Annotated in this window: 12 protein-coding genes; 3 read left to right on the top strand and 9 right to left on the bottom strand. The window is 75.0% G+C overall.

What is annotated here, in order from left to right; all coding sequences use genetic code 11:
• Positions 1–6 precede the first annotated feature (6 nt).
• The 5 genes from ACFZCD_RS19440 to ACFZCD_RS19420 form a co-directional block, all read right to left on the bottom strand.
• Entirely contained in the window at positions 7–1,149 is a 1,143-nt protein-coding gene (locus tag ACFZCD_RS19440) for an acyl-CoA dehydrogenase family protein (protein ID WP_391832394.1), read from the bottom strand.
• Entirely contained in the window at positions 1,146–2,285 is a 1,140-nt protein-coding gene (locus ACFZCD_RS19435) for a CaiB/BaiF CoA transferase family protein (protein ID WP_391832392.1), read from the bottom strand. Before ACFZCD_RS19435 ends, ACFZCD_RS19440 begins: the two co-directional genes overlap by 4 nt.
• A gap of 98 nt (positions 2,286–2,383) precedes the next feature.
• A complete protein-coding gene (locus ACFZCD_RS19430) occupies positions 2,384–2,761 on the bottom strand; it encodes an MmcQ/YjbR family DNA-binding protein (RefSeq protein WP_391832390.1) in 378 nt (125 codons plus the stop codon).
• A 67-nt stretch (positions 2,762–2,828) separates the two neighbouring features.
• Entirely contained in the window at positions 2,829–3,764 is a 936-nt protein-coding gene (locus ACFZCD_RS19425; protein ID WP_391832388.1) for a dihydrodipicolinate synthase family protein, read from the bottom strand.
• Positions 3,765–3,885: 121 nt separating this feature from the next.
• Positions 3,886–4,590, bottom strand: a complete 705-nt coding sequence (locus tag ACFZCD_RS19420) for an endonuclease V (protein ID WP_391832386.1) — start codon at positions 4,588–4,590, stop codon at positions 3,886–3,888.
• A 38-nt stretch (positions 4,591–4,628) separates the two neighbouring features.
• On the opposite strand from ACFZCD_RS19420, the gene ACFZCD_RS19415 reads away from it, so the two are divergent.
• On the top strand, positions 4,629–4,928 hold the full coding sequence (locus ACFZCD_RS19415; protein WP_391832384.1) for a YciI family protein: 300 nt from the start codon (positions 4,629–4,631) through the stop codon (positions 4,926–4,928).
• Here the strand turns inward: ACFZCD_RS19415 and ACFZCD_RS19410 are convergent.
• A complete protein-coding gene (locus tag ACFZCD_RS19410; protein ID WP_391832383.1) occupies positions 4,917–6,005 on the bottom strand; it encodes a WD40/YVTN/BNR-like repeat-containing protein in 1,089 nt (362 codons plus the stop codon). The two genes, ACFZCD_RS19415 and ACFZCD_RS19410, sit on opposite strands and share 12 nt — an antisense overlap.
• 377 nt (positions 6,006–6,382) lie before the next feature.
• Between ACFZCD_RS19410 and ACFZCD_RS19405 the strand changes: the two genes are divergently transcribed.
• Positions 6,383–6,796 (top strand): SsgA family sporulation/cell division regulator, encoded by a 414-nt coding sequence (locus ACFZCD_RS19405; RefSeq protein ID WP_391832381.1) that lies wholly within the window; start codon positions 6,383–6,385, stop codon positions 6,794–6,796.
• Between the two features lie 22 nt (positions 6,797–6,818).
• On the opposite strand, the gene ACFZCD_RS19400 is transcribed toward ACFZCD_RS19405, so the two are convergent.
• From ACFZCD_RS19400 to ACFZCD_RS19390, 3 genes are all read right to left on the bottom strand, one after another.
• Positions 6,819–8,282 (bottom strand): hypothetical protein, encoded by a 1,464-nt coding sequence (locus ACFZCD_RS19400; protein ID WP_391832379.1) that lies wholly within the window; start codon positions 8,280–8,282, stop codon positions 6,819–6,821.
• Positions 8,283–8,292: 10 nt separating this feature from the next.
• The gene (locus ACFZCD_RS19395; RefSeq protein ID WP_391832377.1) at positions 8,293–8,799 is read right to left on the bottom strand and encodes an inorganic diphosphatase; all 507 of its coding nucleotides are present in this window, start codon (positions 8,797–8,799) and stop codon (positions 8,293–8,295) included.
• Positions 8,800–8,898: 99 nt separating this feature from the next.
• Complete coding sequence (locus tag ACFZCD_RS19390) at positions 8,899–9,825, bottom strand: DMT family transporter (RefSeq protein WP_391832375.1); 927 nt, start codon at positions 9,823–9,825, stop codon at positions 8,899–8,901.
• A gap of 334 nt (positions 9,826–10,159) precedes the next feature.
• Between ACFZCD_RS19390 and ACFZCD_RS19385 the strand changes: the two genes are divergently transcribed.
• Complete coding sequence (locus tag ACFZCD_RS19385; protein ID WP_391832373.1) at positions 10,160–12,262, top strand: MMPL family transporter; 2,103 nt, start codon at positions 10,160–10,162, stop codon at positions 12,260–12,262.

Genomic DNA, 12,262 nt, shown 5'->3' with positions numbered 1-12,262 from the left:
TGCTGGTCAGGAGAGCAGGGAACGGCCGATGATCTCCTTCATGATCTCGGTGGTGCCGCCGTAGATCGTCTGGATCCGGCCGTCGGTGAAGGCCTTCGCGACCCGGTACTCGCTCATGTACCCGTATCCGCCGTGCAGTTGCAGGCACCGGTCGGCGACGCGCTTCTGCAGCTCCGTCGCCCACCACTTGGCCATGGAGGCGTGCACGGCGTCGAGCGTGCCGGCCGCGTGCTCGGCGATGCAGCGGTCGAGGAAGGCGCGGGTCACGGCGCACTCGGTGGCCATCTCGGCGATCTCGAAACGGATGTGCTGCAGCCGGGCGAGCGGGCGGCCGAACGCCTCGCGCTCCTTGACGTAGGAGGTGGTGATCTCCAGCAGGTGCTCGGCGGCGGCGATGCCGGCGACGGCGATGTTCATCCGCTCCTGGGCGAGGTTGGTCATCAGGTGGCCGAAGCCGCCGTGCAGCTCGCCGAGCAGGTTCTCCTTGGGCACGCGGACGTCGTGGAAGAACAGCTCGGCGGTGTCCTGCGCCTTCTGCCCGATCTTGTCGAGGTTGCGGCCGCGCTCGAAGCCCGCCATGCCGCGCTCGACGACGAGCAGGCTGAGGCCCTTGGCCCCGCCCTCGGGGGTCGTGCGCGCCACGACGACCACGAGGTCGGCGAGGATGCCGTTGGAGATGAAGGTCTTGGAGCCGTTGAGGAGCCAGTGGTCGCCGCGGTCCTCGGCGGCGGTGCGGATGCCCTGCAGGTCCGAGCCGGCGCCCGGCTCCGTCATCGCGACGGCGGTGATGATCTCGCCCGTGCAGAAGCCGGGCAGCCAGCGCCGCTTCTGCTCCTCGGTGGCGAGGCCCGTCAGGTACGGGCCGACGATGTCGTTGTGGAGGCCGATCGCGAGCCCGGCGGCGCCCGCGCGGGTGAACTCCTCGGTGAGCACGGCGCTGTAGCGGAAGTCGCCGGTGCCCCCGCCGCCGTACTCCTCGGGCACGGCGAGCCCGAGCAGGCCCTGGCGGCCGGCCGCCCGCCACGCCTCGCGCGGGACGATGCCGTCGCGCTCCCACTGCTCGTAGTGCGGGAGCACCTCCTTGGTGAGGAAGGTGCGCACGGTCCCGCGGAAGGCTTCGTGGTCGGCGGTGTAGATCTGGCGCTTCATCTCTGGGGGCCCTTCCGGAGCGACTCGAGGCTGGGGACGTCCCAGTCCCGCGCGACCTCGGCGGTGTCCGCGCCGGGCCGGGCGGGCGGGCGGCGCACGGAGCCGGGGGTGGCGGAGAAGCGCGGGGCGGGCGCGGGCTGGGTGAGGCCGCCGTGTTCGACGAAGGTGCCGCGGGCGGCGAGGTGGGGGTGGCCGGGGGCCTCGCGCAGCGACAGCACGGGGGCGACGCAGGCGTCCGAGCCCTCGAAGACGGCCGTCCACTCGGCGCGGGTGCGCTCCCGGAAGCGCGCGGCGATGGCGGTGCGCAGCTCGTCCCAGCGGGTGGGGTCGTCGCGGGCGGGGGCCGTCTCCGGCAGGCCGAGGAGCTCCATGAACTCGGCGTAGAACCGCTGCTCCAGCGCGCCGACCGCCATGTGGCCGCCGTCGGCCGTCTCGTAGGTGCCGTAGAAGGGCGAGCCGCCGTCGAAGAAGTTGGCCTCGCGCCGGTCCTGCCAGGCGCCGGCCGCCAGCATGCCGTGGAGGAGCGCGGTGAGGTGGGCGGTGCCGTCGACGATGGCGGCATCGACGACCTGCCCGGTGCCCGCGGTGCGGGCGTGGTGGAGGGCGGCGAGGACGCCGACGACGAGGTAGAGCGCGCCGCCGCCGAAGTCGCCGAGGAGGTTGGCGGGGAAGGCGGGCGGGCCGCCGGCCGGGCCGGACAGGCCGAGGGCGCCGGTGACGGCGATGTACGCGATGTCGTGCCCGGCGGTGTCGGCGAGGGGGCCCTGCTGGCCCCAGCCGGTCATCCGGCCGTAGACGAGGCGCGGGTTGCGGGCGAGGCACGCTTCGGGGCCGACGCCGAGGCGTTCGGCGACGCCGGGGCGGTACCCCTCGATCAGCACGTCGGCCCGGGCGGCGAGGTCGAGCACCGCGCGCCGGCCGTCCTCGGTCTTGAGGTCGGCGGTCACCGAGCGCTTGTTGCGGTTGGTGACGTCGCGGGAGGGGGCGATGTGCAGGCCCGGGCCGCCGGGCCGGTCGACGCGGACGACGTCGGCCCCGAGGTCGGCCAGCAGCATGGCGGCGAACGGGCCCGGCCCGATGCCCGCGAGCTCGACCACGCGCACGCCGCCGAGCGGACCGCCGGCCGTTCCGGTCATCCGGACCCCCTGTGGCTTTGTGGGACAACCGCTTGTGACACAACTGCTGTAACACTCGCGATGCTAAGAACAGGTTCCAGTTTTCACAAGACCCCGGCTCAGCGGGCGTCGAGTGCCGCGACGAGCCGTTTCGGGGCGATGGTGCGGTAGCTCTCCTCCACCCAGTCGCACAGCATGTCGGCCGGGGCGCCCTCGGCGCCGAGGGGGACCGACACCCAGCCGTGCCTGCCGAGCCCGTAGGCCGTGGGCACCGCGCCGGGGACGGCCAGGGCGTGGCCGTGCACCTCCTCGTCCTTGAGCTTGACGGAGATGCGGGGCGAGCCGGCGTCCCCCTCGGAGCCCAGGAAGACGAAGATCTTCTTGTTGACCTTGACGACGGCGTCCTCCTCCCAGGGGAACTCCTCGACGGTGCCGGGCAGGGAGAGCGCGAACTCCCTGACCTTCGCGCGGGCCTTGAGGGGAGCGGACAGGGTCATCGGTGCCTCCGGGGTCTGCGTACGCGTGCTCGTCCACGCTAGCCCGCGGGTCTGACATCACCCGGGATCACAGCAGCCCGGCCTCGGTCAGGTGCCGCCGCACGGTCTCCACGGCCATCGTGGGCAGGGGGCGCTGCGGCGCGGCCGTCGCCGGGCAGTCGATGACGCCGAGCAGGTGCAGGGCGGCCTTGAAGCCGCCCAGGGCCGACGCGCTCGCACTCATGTCCGTGGGGTCGCCCGCCTCGGTGAGCGCGAACAGGGCCGCGAGCCGGTCCTGTTCGGCGGCCGCCTCGGCCCAGCGGCCGGCGCGCGCATGCTCGTACAGCCGTACGTACCCGGCCGGGTCCACGTTGCCCAGCCCGGGGACGACGCCGTGAGCGCCCGACAGCAGCGCCGCGTCGACGGCCAGTTCGGAGCCGGTCAGGACGGCGAAGGTGCGGTCGAGGCCGCGCCGGCGCAGCGCCTCGAGGAGCCGGCGCAGCGCGCCGAGGTCGCCGCTGCTGTCCTTGAGCCCGGCGACGGTCCCGTCCGCGGCGAGGGCGAGGAGCGTCCCGGCACCGAGCTTGGTGTGGACGGACTGCGGGATGTCGTACGCGAAGAGGGGCAGCCCGGCGCCCTCCTTGACGCGGCGGAAGTGGCCGGCGGTCTCCGCCGGGTGGGTGGCGGCGTAGAAGGGGGCGGTGGCGACGAGGGCGTCCGCGCCCAGCGCGGCGGCGGCGCGCGCGTGGTCGAGGACGCGGGCGGTGGTCATGTCGATGACGCCGGCGAGGACGGGCACCCGCCCGGCGACCGCGTCGACGGCGGCCCGCAGCGCGGTGCGGCGCCGGGCGTCGCTCAGGAAGGCGCCCTCCCCGCTGGACCCGAGCACGAACACGGCATGGGCGCCGGCGTGGAGCACGTGCTCCACGAGGGACCCCAGCGACCGGACGTCGACCTCGCCCGAGGGGGTCAGCGGCGTGCAGAGCGGCGGGACGACACCGGACAGGGGGACGGGCAGACCCATGGCGACCGCCTTTCCGGCGCGATCCGGCCGCGCCGAGCCTTCGGAAGGGGCGAGGCCAGTATGTCGGCGCCGCGCGCCGCCGTGGGGCCACTCTGCCGGCCGGGCAGCGGCTGCCCGCCCGTCAGCCCGCGACCAGCCCCTTCAGCGCCCGGCGGCAGAGGGCGTCCGCGGCCCGGGTCGTCTCCGGCAGGCGGAAGGCGGGGGCCAGGGCGAGGGTGTGGGCCGTGGCGTTGCCGAGGCCGGTGCGGTGGCCCACCGAGACGAAGACCGGTTTGACGCCGGGCTGGGTGCGCAGGGCGCGGCCGACCTCCTCGTCGCCGTCCAGCAGGGGCGAGGTGTCGCCGCGGTGCGGCCCGGGAGGGTCGTAGCGGAAGGCGAAGGGGTTCTTGGCGACGCCGATGGTGGGCAGCCCGGTGACGACGCCGAGGTGGCTGGCGAGGCCGAAGCGGCGCGGGTGGGCGAGGCCGTAGCCGTCGCAGACGACCAGCCCGGGGGTGACGTCCAGGCGTTCCAGGGCGGCGAGCACGGTGGGGATCTCGCGGAAGGCGAGCAGTCCGGGGACGTAGGGGAAGGCGACCCGGCCGACGGCCGTCGCCTCCTCCAGGACGCGCAGGGTGACGGAGTCCAGGGCGACCGCGGCGGCCACGACGACGTCCCGCTCGTCGTCGTAGGCGACGTCGACGCCGACGGCCACGAGGGGCTCGCCGGGCGGCGGGCCGGGCTCGTCCAGGACGGCGCGGCCGCGCAACTCGTCCTGGAGGGCGGTCGCTTCCGCCTCGGTCGTGGGCCAGCCGGGCGGGACACCGGTCACATCTGCAGCGCTCATTGTGCGGCCCACCGTACCCGGCGCGTAGCCTGGCGATCATGTTCGTACTGGAGCTGACCTACATCGCGCCGATCGAGCGCATCGACGCCGCCCTCCCCGAGCACGTCGCCTGGCTGGACGCGCACTACGCGTCGGGCGTCTTCATCGCCTCCGGGCGCAAGGTGCCGCGCGACGGCGGCGTCATCCTCGCGCTCGGGGACGACCGGAAGAAGATCGAGGAGATCACGGCGAGCGACCCGTTCACCGTGGCGGGGGTGTGCGAGTACACGATCACCGAGTTCATCGCGACGAAGACCGCGCCCGCCCTGGAGCCCTACCGGCAGGAACTACCGTCCTGACCGTGCGGTGAGGCGGCCGATCCGCCCCTTCTCCCCCGCGGCCCAGCAGCCGCCGTCCGGGGCGCAGTCCACGGTGTCGTACGAGCCGGTGCCGAAGGCGCGCCAGGTGCGGCCGCCGTCCGTGGTGACGTCGCTGCCGGCCGGGCCGACGGCGAGCGCCGTGGTGCGGCTGTGCGGCAGCCAGGCGGCGCCGGAGCGGTAGGCGCCGGGCGGGCGCGCGGCGGCCGTCCAGGTCGCGCCGCCGTCGCCGCTGACGGCCGCGGCCCGCCCGGACGGCTGCCCGGCGCGGTAGTCGCCGCCGACGGCCAGCCCGTGCGCCCGGTCGCGGAAGGCGAGGCCGAAGACGCCGCGCGCGGGGTCGCCTGCCGGTACGGGCGTGCCCGCGACGCTCCAGGTGCGGCCCCGGTCGGCGGAGTGCAGGATGCGGGAGGTCGCGCCGCCGCCCGTGGCGATCCACGCGTCGCGGGTCCCGGAGCTCACCACGCACTGGCCGCTCGCCGCGAAGGCGGCCTCGCCGGGGAGCGCGGCGGGCATGCCGGCGGCGGGCAGGAGGCGCCAGCTGCGGCCGCCGTCACCGGTCGAGAGGATGCGGAACCTGCCGTCGACGGGGTCGCCGAGCGCGATGCCGTGACGTGCGTCGAAGAACGTCAGGCAGTCGTAGAAGGCCTTCGGGTCGGTGTTGCGGAAGGTCTCCGTCCAGGTGGTGCCGCCGTCGTCGGTGCGCAGGACCCGGGAGGCCTCGCCCTCGCCGATGGCCAGGACGACGGCGCGCCGTGCGCCGAACGCCTCCACGTCACGGAATTCGAGGGCTCCGGCGCCGGGCGGCGAGACGTTCCGCCAGCTGCGGCCGCCGTCGCGGGTGAGCAGGACCGTGCCCTTCGTGCCCGCGGCCCAGGCCGTGGAGCGGCTGACCGCGGCGAGTCCCCGGAAGCGGGCGTCGGTGCCGCTGTCCCGGTTCTCCCACGCGAGGGGCGTGCTTGCGGCTTGGGCCGGGGCGGCCGCGGTGCCCGTGAGCGCGAGTGCGGTGCCGCAGAGGGCGGCGGCGAGGGTGCGTAACGTCGTCAGCGTCCGTCTCATGACGGCGCAAGCTAGCACCTGCGGCGCACCGCCCGCCGGAGGGCGCCGGGGCCCGGGTGCGCGGAGGTGCCGGCGGTACTCCCGGTGCAACGGTGAGTCAGAGCGCCGGTTGGGCAGCGATTTCATCGCTGATACGCCAGTTGTCTATTCCAATCCAAGGCTCCGGACCGGGGAGCGTGATGCAGGTCACCCCCGAATCATGTGCACTGCAGCGATCGAACCGCCGTCTCTCCAGTCGGCGTCTCTCCGGTGGGCGGGCCCTTCCGGACCGCCCCGGCAGCAGCACCACGACCGCACCACCGCACAAGGACCCCGCACCACCCGCAAGGAACCGCACCACACCGCACCACGTCACAGCGATCGCGAGGGAGCACGCGTTGTCCACTGTCATCGACCAGGCTGTCCAGGCACGGCTCATTGCGTCGGCCCCCGAGGACCGCGCCGTCCCCGCGCAGCTGCGCTACGAACCCTCCGATCCCTTCGCCGTGCACATCGCCTTCCCGCCGGTGGCCTCCCTGGACGGGGCCGACGTGGAATGGGTCTTCGCCCGCGAGACGCTCGCCTGCGGCCTGATCGCGCCGACCGGGGGCGGAGACGTCCACGTGTGGCCGTGCGGGCCGGACCGCACGGTGCTGGAGTTCCACGCCGTCGAGGGCGTGGCCATGGTGCAGATCGAGACCTCCGAGCTGCGGCGCTTCCTCGCGCGCTCCTACGCGCTGGTGCCGGCCGGCAGCGAGGGCGGGCACCTCGATGTGGACGGCGACCTGGCGGCGCTGCTGCGGGAGGCCTGATTCGCGGGAGGCAGGCCCGGTTTCAGGGGAGGTACGCGATCCAGTCGGTTCCGGGGAGCTCGTGGGGGTGCCAGGTGCGGGCGTACGGCGGGAGGTAGGCGTCGGCGGGGTCGTAGAGGACGGCCATGGGCATGCGGCGTGCGGTGCGGGCGAGGGCGTCCTCCGTCGTCGAGCGGTTGTTGCCCATGGTCTGCGCGGAGGCGCAGCCCGCGGCATAGGCGATGGGCTGCGCCCGCGGGCCGGTGACCGTGCAGGGGGCGGACAGGCCGAGGTGGCGCAGGGCCTCGGCGGCGCGCCGGTAGCGGACGGTGGTGTCCCGGGCGTCGGCGGTGTTGACGCGCAGCTCCTTCAGTTGCACCGAGAGGTGCGCGGCGAGGACCGCGCACAGGGCCGCGGCCACCGCCCACCGGGCCGGCCCGGCGCGGAAGGCGGTGAGCGCACGGGCCGCCAGGTCCGCGACGGGCAGGGCGAGCAGCGCGTAGCCGGGGAGCAGGAAGCGGGGCGCGGAGTAGTCGAGGAGGAGCAGGTACGGGGCGGCGAGGGAGAGCGCGCAGGCGACCGGGAGCAGGGTGACGGCCCGGGGGCGGCGGCCATCCCGCCACGCGAGCGCGCAGGCGGCCGCGGCGAGGACGGGGAGCAGCAGCCACCACAGCGAGTGCGTGACGGACGGGGCGGCGATGTGGCAAGGGCGGCACAGCTGGGGGCCGTTGAGGCTGCGCCGGGCGGCGGTCAGGCCCGCGCCCAGGTGCGCGCCCATGCCGCCCTCGGTGTCGCTGGAGTCGGCGAGCCGCTGCGCGATGCCGCCGAAGCGGACGTACGCCTCCACGGCCCACTGCGCGCCGCCCGCCGCGAGCCCGCCGAGGACGGCCGCCGCGGTGCGGGGGCGGCGCCACGCGCGGACGGCCGCGCAGGCCCCCAGCATCGGCAGGGCGAGCCAGACGGCGTCCGGGGCGCGCAGGAGGGCGGCAGCGGCGAGCGAGGCGGCGAGGCCCGCGAGGACGCGGCCGGCGGGGCGCCCCGTGGCACCGGCGGGGTCGCGGGCGCGGAGGAAGAAGCCGGTGGCGGCGACCGCGGCGAGGGCGATCCACAGGTTCGGCATGACCTCCGGCCCGCTGAGGACCGTGATCCACAGCCCGGCGAACAGGCCCGCCGCGAGCGCCGTCCGGCCGCGCCCGAGCAGCGGGTGCCAGACCGCGAACGCCCCGTACAGCGCGGCCGACGACAGCAGGACCAGGGTCACGCGCAGGGCGGTGGTGGACGCGGTGAGCGATACGACCGGTGCCACGAGGAGGCTGATGCCGCGTGAACGCGGGGCGCTGAAGTACGCCGCCGGGGTGCGCGGGTCGACCTGGGAGAGGTAGACGCTCTCGTCCCATCCGAGGTTCATGTGCGCGACCGCGTAGCACAGTTGCAGTACGGCGTAGGCGGCGGCGACGGCCGCGAGGGGCGGGAGGATGCGGCGCCGCCGGGCGCCCGTGCCTGTCATGGCCCCCTTTCTACCGGCTCTCCTCCCCCGGGCGCACCGCGGCCGCCCGCTCGCGGGAGGCGGCGATCTCCGCCTCCGCGGCGGCGCGGCCGGCCCAGCGGGCGCCGTCGCCGACGGACTTGCCGGGTTCGAGCTCCTTGTACACCTCGAAGAAGTGCTGGATCTCCAGCCGGTCGAACTCGGGCAGGTGCCGCAGGTCCCTGACGTGCTCGTGGCGGGGGTCGCCGGAGGGCACGCACAGCACCTTGTCGTCCTCGCCCTGTTCGTCGCGCATGCGGAACATCCCGATGGCGCGGCACCGGATGACGACGCCCGGGAAGGTGGGCTCGCCGGCGAGGACGAGGGCGTCGAGGGGCTCGCCGTCGGCGCCGAGGGTCTGCTCGATGTAGCCGTAGTCGGCGGGGTAGCGGGTCGAGGTGAACAGCAGCCGGTCCAGCCGGATCCGGCCGCGGGCGTGGTCCATCTCGTATTTGTTGCGGCTGCCTTGCGGGATCTCCACGACGACGTCGAAGTCCACGGGGCACCTCCGGAGGGGGTCGGCCGGACGACGGGCCCATCGTGTCGTGGTTCGGGCGGGGTGGCCATAGCGCGGCCTCCTCCGCAGCGGGCGGAGCGGTCAACCCCCGCGGCGCAGCCCGGCGGTGCGGGGACCGGTCGCGTGGGTCAGGCAGTGCCGGGTGCGCGGCGGCGGGGGGCCGCCGGGCGGGCGCGGGCGGGCCGGGTCCGGGGCGAGGCGGCTCAGGGTCACCACGCCCGCCGTGGCGGCCGTTCCGGCCAGCAGCGCGAGGAGCCCGCCCGGCACGCCGTAGCGGAAGGTCTCCCCCAGCACCGCCGTCCCGACGGCCGCGGCCACCACGGGGTTCACGATCGTCACCGTGGCGAGCGGGGCGGCCAGGCCCGCGCCGCGGTAGGAGGCCTGGGACAGCAGCATGCCCGCCGAGGCGAGGAAGGCCGTGGTGAGGAGCGTCGGGACGAGGGCGCCCGTCTCGTGCGAGGTCCAGTCCTGGGCGGCGGCCTTGGTGAAGACGGAGGCCATGCCGAAGGCGGCGCCGGCGGCCGCGGCCAGCACCACCCCCCGCACGACGGCCCGCCGCACCCACCGCGCCCCGAGCGCCAGCACCGCGGCCCCCGTCAGCACCACGGCCGCAAGAACGGGCCGCTGCGCGGCGCCGAGGGATTCGGCGCGCGGCGGCCCGGTGAGGGTCAGGAGCCCGGCGAGGCCGGAGGTCGCCAGGAGGGCGCCGCGCCACCCGGCCGGGCCGACGGGTCTGCGGGCGGACAGCGCCGCCATGGGCAGCGCGAAGACGATGGTGAGCGCCCCGAGCGGCTGCACCAGGCTCAGCGGCCCGTACGCGAGCGCCACGACGTGCAGCCCCGCGCCGAGGCCCGTCAGGGCGACCGCGCCCCACCAGCCCGGGCGCCGCAGCGGGCCGCAGGGCCCGTCCGGCGCCGAGGCCGCCACCCGCTCCTGCACGATGGCCGCCCCCGCGTACGCGACGGCCGACACCAGGCAGAGCAGCACCGGCAGCGCGATCGAGCTCACACCACTCCCCGCCGCCGCCCGGCCCCGTTGCTCTTCATGCGCTCCACCATGCCGCGCCCCGCCCGGTCCGTCGTCGTCCCAGGGGACGGATCGCGGCCTCCTCCCCGCGGAGTAGGGGGATACCCGGGACGTAGGGGCAGGCGGCCGGGGCCCGCGTCCGCTTCGGGAGGAGACCGGCTACGCCCGGCGGCGGATACTCCCCCGGGAGTACCCACCGCCCCGTTGCACCCGGCGGATTAGCTTCCGCTTCGGTCTCCGGGCCGACGCCCCGGGCGCTTCGCGCCGGAATCCTGGAAGGGTCAGCGAACTCCGGCTTCGAGGAGGCGGCGAGCACATGGCCCCGGCGGCGGACACGCAGCAGAAGGAGGGCCGGTCACGACCGGCCCGCGAGGGGAAAGCGAGGCGGCACGCGCTCCCGTGGGTGGTGATCGCCTTCTGGATCGTGGTCCTGGCGGTCACGGCGCCCTTCGCCGAGAAGCTCAGCGGCGCCGCGCGGGACCGCCCCGTGGACTACCTCCCGGCCAGCGCCGAGTCCACCCGGGTCGAGCACTTGCTGCAGAAGCTGCCGGGCGGCAACACCTCCGACGCGCTCCTCGTCTACCACCGCGACGGCGGCCTCCGGCCCGCCGACACCAAGGCGGCCCAGGAGCACCTGAAGAAGATCACGGCCCGCTACGAACTGCGCGGCGAGCCGCCCACCGTCGTCTCCAAGGACGGCGCCACGTCGATGACGGCCCTGTCGGTGAGCGGCCTGTCGGACACCGCCAAGCAGGGCAAGGCCGTCGACGGCATCCGGGACATCGTCAAGGAGGACAAGCCCGCGGGCCTGAAGGCCGAACTCGGCGGCCAGACGGCCCTGATGGCCGACCAGAACGAGGTGTTCCAGTCCATCGACGGCGTCCTGCTGCTGGGCACGGCGGGCGTCGTGGCGGTCCTGCTCATCCTCATCTACCGCAGCCCCTTCCTGTGGCTGGTGCCGCTGGGCGTGGTCGGCGTGGCGGCCTCGGCCGCGATGGCGGGCGTGTACGGGCTGATCAAGGCGTTCGACCTGACGGTGACCACGATGAGCACGTCCGTGATGACGGTGCTCATCTTCGGCGCGGGCACGGACTACGCCCTGCTGCTGGTGGCCCGTTACCGCGAGGAGCTGCGCCACACCGAGCAGCCCTACGACGCGATGAGGTCGGCGCTCCGCGGCTGCGGGCCGGCCGTCCTCGCCTCGTCCGGCACGGTCGTCGCCGGTCTGATGTGCCTGATGGCGGCGGACCTCAACAGCAGCAGCGGCCTCGGACCGGTCGGCGCGGTGGGCGTGTTCTGCGCGCTGGCGGCCATGCTGACGCTGCTGCCCGCGGTGCTGGTCCTGCTGGGCCGCCGCGTGTTCTGGCCGATCGTTCCGGCCTACGGGACCGAGGCCGCGCACCGGCGCTCGCTGTTCGCGGCGATGGGCAACTCCGCGTCCCGCCGCCCGGCCCTGGTGCTGCTGTGCGGGGTCGCGGTGCTCGGCGCCCTGTCGATCGGCGCCGTCAAGCTGCCGGGCACGCTGCGGCAGGAGGACGCGTTCCTGAAGAAGCCCGACTCGGTCGCGGCGATGAGCACGGTGGCCACGGCGTTCCCCGACGCCAGCAGCCTGCCGATCACGGTGGTGACGCGCACCGGGCAGGCGGGCGAGGTGGAGCGGGCCGTCAAGGGCACGAAGGGCGTGGCCACGGTGCAGCCCGGCCGCAGCGGCGGGGACCTCACCGAGATGCAGGTCTTCTCCGTGGCGAAGCCCGAGTCGGACGGCGAGAAGAAGACCATCGGCACGCTGCGCGGCGCGGTGCACGACGTGAAGGGCGCGCAGGCGATCGTCGGCGGGCCCACCGCCCAGCAGATGGACCTCGCGACCACCAACGCCGACGACCGCCGCAAGGTGATCCCGCTGGTGCTGGTCGCCGTGATGGTCGTGCTGGTCGCCCTGCTGCGCAGCCTGGTGGCGCCGCTGGTCCTCGTGCTCGCCGTGATCGCCTCGTGGGGCGCGGCGATGGGGCTCAGCGGCCTGGTGTTCGGCCCGGCCCTCGGATACAAGGGCCTCGATCCCAGCCTGCCGCTGCTGACGTTCGTCTTCCTGGTCGCTCTCGGCGTCGACTACGGCATCTTCCTGATGCACCGGGCCCGTGAGGAGCGGCTGAAGGGGGCCGGGCCGTCCGAGGCGGCGCTCACCGCGCTGCGCACGACGGGCGGGGTCATCACCTCGGCGGGCATCGTGCTGGCGGCGACGTTCGCCGTGCTGGCGACGCTGCCGCTGGTGGCGCTGGTCGAGATGGGCTTCATCATCGCGGTCGGCGTGCTGCTGGACACCTTCCTGGTCCGTACCTATCTGGTCACCTCCGCAAGCCTGTTGCTGAAGAGGTGGATGTGGTGGCCCGGGAAGCTCTCCCGGGGTTCCATGGAAGCGTGA

Source organism: Streptomyces sp. NPDC008001, assembly GCF_042958085.1.
Lineage (GTDB): Bacteria > Actinomycetota > Actinomycetes > Streptomycetales > Streptomycetaceae > Streptomyces.
The sequence above is the reverse complement of the archived record's forward strand: the minus strand, read 5'-3'. Positions and strand labels throughout refer to the sequence as shown.

Bases quoted from the DNA above. Each gene is read 5' to 3' on its own strand.
- ACFZCD_RS19400 (WP_391832379.1), bottom strand. From the start codon at position 8,282: ATGACAGGCACGGGCGCCCGGCGGCGCCGCATCCTCCCGCCCCTCGCG.
- ACFZCD_RS19385 (WP_391832373.1), top strand. From the start codon at position 10,160: ATGGCCCCGGCGGCGGACACGCAGCAGAAGGAGGGCCGGTCACGACCG.
- ACFZCD_RS19435 (WP_391832392.1), bottom strand. From the start codon at position 2,285: ATGACCGGAACGGCCGGCGGTCCGCTCGGCGGCGTGCGCGTGGTCGAG.
- ACFZCD_RS19415 (WP_391832384.1), top strand. From the start codon at position 4,629: ATGTTCGTACTGGAGCTGACCTACATCGCGCCGATCGAGCGCATCGAC.
- ACFZCD_RS19425 (WP_391832388.1), bottom strand. From the start codon at position 3,764: ATGGGTCTGCCCGTCCCCCTGTCCGGTGTCGTCCCGCCGCTCTGCACG.
- ACFZCD_RS19420 (WP_391832386.1), bottom strand. From the start codon at position 4,590: ATGAGCGCTGCAGATGTGACCGGTGTCCCGCCCGGCTGGCCCACGACC.
- ACFZCD_RS19430 (WP_391832390.1), bottom strand. From the start codon at position 2,761: ATGACCCTGTCCGCTCCCCTCAAGGCCCGCGCGAAGGTCAGGGAGTTC.
- ACFZCD_RS19440 (WP_391832394.1), bottom strand. From the start codon at position 1,149: ATGAAGCGCCAGATCTACACCGCCGACCACGAAGCCTTCCGCGGGACC.
- ACFZCD_RS19410 (WP_391832383.1), bottom strand. From the start codon at position 6,005: ATGAGACGGACGCTGACGACGTTACGCACCCTCGCCGCCGCCCTCTGC.